This is a genomic window from Bacillus sp. ISL-75 (assembly GCF_018613095.1).
Genome location: NZ_JAGGQX010000008.1, coordinates 567 through 5,113 on the forward strand (window position 1 = coordinate 567; position 4,547 = coordinate 5,113).

Consider the following 4,547-nt stretch of genomic DNA (forward strand, 5'->3'; position numbering starts at 1 on the left):
TATTTGTCGACCTCTTTAATCGGGAAATCGTAGGCTGCAGCGCAGGTCCAAATAAAGATGCATTACTCGTCTATCGAGCATTCGCCTCCATGAAAGGGGACCTCCGTAAAATACAGCTTTTTCATACGGATCGTGGAAATGAGTTCAAAAATAAACTGATTGACGATGCTTTAGAGACGTTTGAAATTCAACGATCATTAAGCATGAAGGGCTGCCCGTATGACAATGCCGTAGCTGAAGCAACGTACAAAATCATTAAAACAGAGTTTGTTAAAGGACGACATTTTGATAGTTTAGAAGAATTAACAAGGGAATTACATGACTATGTCCACTGGTTTAATCACATACGAATTCACGGAACACTTGGTTATGTAAGTCCTGTTGATTATAAACTTCAACACCTTAATAAAGTTGTCTAGTTTAGTGTTGACAATCCACATTTCATTTTATGAACAGCTTTATATTTATAGTCGAGTTTGAAGGTAATCTTACCTTTGAATTATTTCACGCTAGTAGTTACTTCGAAGGATGGACATTACAAGGTGACGATGGATTTGACGTATTTACATTGCCTGGAGGGGAAGTCTGTTATTAAGCTAACGGGTGCAAGAGCTTAACAATGAGTTGCAGCTAGGTTAAACAAGAAGACAGTAAATCAGTGATTGATGCTAATAGTCTTATGAACACTAGTACAATGAGGAGTTATGACTATACCGCAATTAAAATAACAGCCAAGAAGACACTTGAAAATAGGCAAATATCTATTCCTCTTTAAAAATGGACACATACACTATTTTTGAAACAATTTGAGGAGGAGATATAAAATGGAAAGAGATTTCTTTGGAAGCGGTATGGTTTATGGAGGTTATCCTGGTTATGGCATGGGTTATGGTGGTTACCCATTCCATCATGGTTATGGTGGTTACCCATTCCATCATGGCTATGGTGGTCACGCATTCCATCATGGTTATGGTGGTCATCCATTCCATCATGGTTATGGCGGCTATCCATTCCATCATGGATATGGCGGCTGCTGTTAGATATGGTTCTTGCTAGACTCTTTAATTAATATTAGTTAATTTTGCACATGACGTTATTTTAAAAATGAACATTTGTCTTATGGGGGATTTTTCCACTTATCCTGCTATTTATGTTGGGAAAAACCGTTTGTAACAAATTACCAGTAGTCCAAAACGGCGATATGGTATTGGATGTGGAAGCAGATGTTAAGATCAAGATAAACGCACAAAATAGTTGCTAAATGGGTTAAACAGGCTAATCCATAATATGAAAAAAGAGCAAATGGGATTAGCCTGTTTGCTCTTTTTAAGAATCCAACTGCATTTTTATTGAACTGACAGTTGATTAACGAAAAACTAGTGCTGTCTAAGTGGCAGCTTTTTCTTATTATGCTAACGGGGCAGTTTAGTTCAATAAAAAATAGCGACTTTGTAATAGGCAAGCTACGTTTAAATGACATAAAGCAGATTTTAATGGAAATAGACCTATGTTGTAAAATATTCACAGACAAAGGTACCATTTTAATTTAAAATTAGGTAAAAAGTAATTGGAAGTGGTATAATGGAGAAGACACGTGTTTATTTTCAAGGGAAAGAGTATATTTTGCTTATTCAATATGCATCTGGTTACTGTGAAATTGTAGAAACTGGAGCACTTAATAATCAAGTTAAACTAGTTCATTTTTCCGAATTGAATAGTCTATAACTCTAATTTAGAGCCTTTTGGCTCTTTTTTTTCAACAAATTATTTATTTGTGGTACTATATACTCATATGCCATATAAGAATGGATAGTGAAAATGTATGTCCGATTCAACTTTTCCTGTTATAACATTCCATATTAAAAGCCGTACAATGGAGAAAATAAGAGTTAAAATGACAGTAAAGGACTTTTTAGCATTAGAGAAGACTTTTGAGGCTGTCAAAATAAATCTCAGGATGACTGATGCAGATGGAATCACTTTTAACCTTCCGATTTTGCCGAAAATCAAAGATGACAAAGGAAATGTTTATTGCGAAATTGACGAAGAAGGGGAACGAATTCTGAGAAAATATACTGGATTGCAAGAATGATATGTTGTTCAATTAACGGGTGCAAGAGTTAAAGATCGGGCTGTCATTTCAGACGGCTTTTTTTATTCAACTAAAGGGCTGTTACTGGAAGAAAGAAAAGGAACTCCTACTTCAATATTAAAATAAAACTAATTTAGTAACAGTATTCATAAGAAAATTTATTCGTCATAAGATATTGTAAAGATATAAGCGGATAAAGTTTACATATATCATAATTAGATTTTTTAAGGGGAGAAGGGAGTATGAGTGATTCAAAAAAGAGAGAGTTACCTGACAATTATTATTTATTAGTTGATGAATTACTTAAACTATTAACGAAATTTGGCGGCTTAGAGAAAATGTTGTTTTTGGGAGTCAGAGCTATAAATACAGGTAATTTTTATTATTGGAAATTAACATATAATGGAAAAAATCTATTGGTAAGGGTTCCTGATCAACCCTTGAGTCTTAGAAACAAACACCAAACATACTTAGTAAGTTTCAGTAACTTTAATATTATTGAGTGGTATTTTGCACCAATAAAGGAATTAAGGGAAATAACGATAACCGTTAAGGATTAACCTCTTGGCAATGTTTTAATTATAATGATTAATTAAAAAATGCTGCTATATATTAGTTAACTTATTAGTAAATCAAGTCGAAACCATATATAACGTAATCGTTAGATTTTGTGAAGTATTGTACTTAAAGTAACGGGTGCTTTGCTTGAATAACGAGCAAAGCCTTTTTCGTATTCTTGTAACTGGGCAGGAATATTGAAGAGTACAAAAAAATATCTTTTTAAAGGAAGTAAATCACACCTAAAATAACGAGTGTAAATTCATTATTTTAGGTGTGATTAATAAGTATGCGAGCGTATTTATTTTAAAATTTCTTCATTATCATAGTTTTTTAAAGCCCATACTACATTATCGTTTGCATAGAGAAGGACTTCATCTAATCCTACTTCTACAAAATTCCCGTTTACAAAAGCAGCCCAATGTATATTTTTCTTCGGAATGGAGGCAATACCGTTGATAGATATAATATTACCCTTGGATTCTTCTATTTCAAATGTCCTTTTAGTCACTTCGTATAATGTTTCTTCTTCTTGAAATGAAACTTCTTTTGAAACAATAATCTCTTTTTTGTCGTTTATAATTCTGAAAGTGCCCGTAGTTTCTAATGCAAGTGTTGGGAAATAGACAAAAAAAAGAAATAGTGGTAAAAATATCGCCATCCTTTTAATAAGCATTTTTTAATCTCCTTTTAGCGTATTGTATTCATATTGTAAGCAATTTGGCGAAAATTATTGATTTTATTGTTAAACTTAAGGGTGCAAGAGTTAAAGATCCAGCTGCCATATAAGCTGGCTTTTTTCTTATTGCACTAACGAGCAGTTTAGTTGAAGAAGAAATGCTTTATTTTATTGAATAAATAGAGGGTTTTTTATAATAAATATCGAAAACATTCTTAGTTAATTTGAATGTAGTATGACAAAGTAATCCGTAAGTATCATGGAGGAAGAGATGAAGAAAGTAATAAACATGATTAATCCAAGTTCGAAAGTGGCTGGCGTGTCGTTAGTTGAATTGAAAAAAACAGAAAAAGCACTTGGTGCTATTTTTCCAGATGAATACAAGGAACTTTTTTTAGAAACGAATGGAGCAAAATTTGGCGATTGGACTTTGTTCCCTATTCAAACTAATGAACAAACGGCATTAACAATTGATATAGTAAAACAACATCAGAACAGACCCAAAAATCTACCGAGTGATATGGTTTGTATTGGTGAAAAAATGAGTGGTGACAAACTTTGCTATCGAATTAGGAAAAGATTTATGCAGGAACTAATTTATACTTGGAATGACAAAACTGGGTTAGGCAAATATGCGTCTTTATCATTAAGTGAATTTATTGATTGGCATGTGCCGAAAGTGAATACTAATAAGCCTAATATACTTGGCACTTTTATGGTTGAAAGTGGAAAGCTAATTGTTACTGACCCGTACTATAAAGTGGATGAAGAAGCTAAGTTGCAAATCGCACTTTTAAATGTGAAAAATGGTAATTGGACAGCTTCCATATCTTATACTCCTGATGAAGTTGTTAAAAACTTATTTGTATTTTATGGGGAAAAGAAACCAAGTGGGAAATGGCATGTTTGCGATAAACAGATTGGAGTTGACTCTGCACAAGCAGGAATTTTTGATTTTAAAACATTTGGTAGAAACGAAGCCATCCAATTTGATGAGGTAGTTGCTTCAGATGCACAGGGGGGAGTTGTCTCAGATGGTGCGGTTTCAATGTCTGGTTATGGTGACGGAATGTACGAGGTGAAAGTAAAATATAACATTTCAAAAAAGGTTGTTGGAGTGATGATTGACTTTGTAGATGAGGAATAATGCTATTCACCAACGAGCAGTGAAATACACCTTTGTATATTCAGCTAACGGGTGCTTTACTTGAATAAGAA

At 33.5% G+C, this 4,547-nt stretch carries 7 protein-coding genes; 6 read left to right on the forward strand and 1 reads right to left on the reverse strand.

The window, feature by feature from the left end:
- From J7E63_RS02420 to J7E63_RS02440, 5 genes are all read left to right on the forward strand, one after another.
- Positions 1 to 419: IS3 family transposase (locus tag J7E63_RS02420; RefSeq protein WP_215010132.1), on the forward strand; the 419-nt coding region annotated here is incomplete at its 5' end.
- A 405-nt stretch (positions 420 to 824) separates the two neighbouring features.
- Positions 825 to 1,040 carry a hypothetical protein gene (locus J7E63_RS02425; protein WP_215010133.1) on the forward strand — a complete coding sequence of 72 codons (216 nt, stop codon included), beginning with the start codon at positions 825 to 827 and terminating at the stop codon, positions 1,038 to 1,040.
- Between the two features lie 541 nt (positions 1,041 to 1,581).
- Positions 1,582 to 1,725, forward strand: a complete 144-nt coding sequence (locus J7E63_RS02430) for a hypothetical protein (RefSeq protein WP_215010134.1) — start codon at positions 1,582 to 1,584, stop codon at positions 1,723 to 1,725.
- A gap of 169 nt (positions 1,726 to 1,894) precedes the next feature.
- The gene (locus J7E63_RS02435) at positions 1,895 to 2,092 is read left to right on the forward strand and encodes a hypothetical protein (protein WP_215010135.1); all 198 of its coding nucleotides are present in this window, start codon (positions 1,895 to 1,897) and stop codon (positions 2,090 to 2,092) included.
- Between the two features lie 242 nt (positions 2,093 to 2,334).
- Positions 2,335 to 2,652 carry a hypothetical protein gene (locus tag J7E63_RS02440; protein WP_215010136.1) on the forward strand — a complete coding sequence of 106 codons (318 nt, stop codon included), beginning with the start codon at positions 2,335 to 2,337 and terminating at the stop codon, positions 2,650 to 2,652.
- 299 nt (positions 2,653 to 2,951) lie between these two features.
- Here the strand turns inward: J7E63_RS02440 and J7E63_RS02445 are convergent, their stop codons facing one another.
- The gene (locus J7E63_RS02445; RefSeq protein WP_215010137.1) at positions 2,952 to 3,326 is read right to left on the reverse strand and encodes a DUF4430 domain-containing protein; all 375 of its coding nucleotides are present in this window, start codon (positions 3,324 to 3,326) and stop codon (positions 2,952 to 2,954) included.
- 274 nt (positions 3,327 to 3,600) lie between these two features.
- Between J7E63_RS02445 and J7E63_RS02450 the strand changes: the two genes are divergently transcribed.
- Positions 3,601 to 4,476, forward strand: coding sequence for an SMI1/KNR4 family protein (locus tag J7E63_RS02450; protein WP_215010138.1), 876 nt, complete (start codon positions 3,601 to 3,603; stop codon positions 4,474 to 4,476).
- The last annotated feature ends 71 nt before the right edge of the window (positions 4,477 to 4,547 follow it).

What these genes read in the sequence shown, in the direction of transcription:
- J7E63_RS02435 (WP_215010135.1), top strand. Translation starts at nt 1,895, where the DNA reads ATGACAGTAAAGGACTTTTTAGCATTAGAGAAGACTTTTGAGGCTGTC.
- J7E63_RS02445 (WP_215010137.1), bottom strand. Translation starts at nt 3,326, where the DNA reads ATGCTTATTAAAAGGATGGCGATATTTTTACCACTATTTCTTTTTTTT.
- J7E63_RS02425 (WP_215010133.1), top strand. Translation starts at nt 825, where the DNA reads ATGGAAAGAGATTTCTTTGGAAGCGGTATGGTTTATGGAGGTTATCCT.
- J7E63_RS02450 (WP_215010138.1), top strand. Translation starts at nt 3,601, where the DNA reads ATGAAGAAAGTAATAAACATGATTAATCCAAGTTCGAAAGTGGCTGGC.
- J7E63_RS02430 (WP_215010134.1), top strand. Translation starts at nt 1,582, where the DNA reads ATGGAGAAGACACGTGTTTATTTTCAAGGGAAAGAGTATATTTTGCTT.
- J7E63_RS02440 (WP_215010136.1), top strand. Translation starts at nt 2,335, where the DNA reads ATGAGTGATTCAAAAAAGAGAGAGTTACCTGACAATTATTATTTATTA.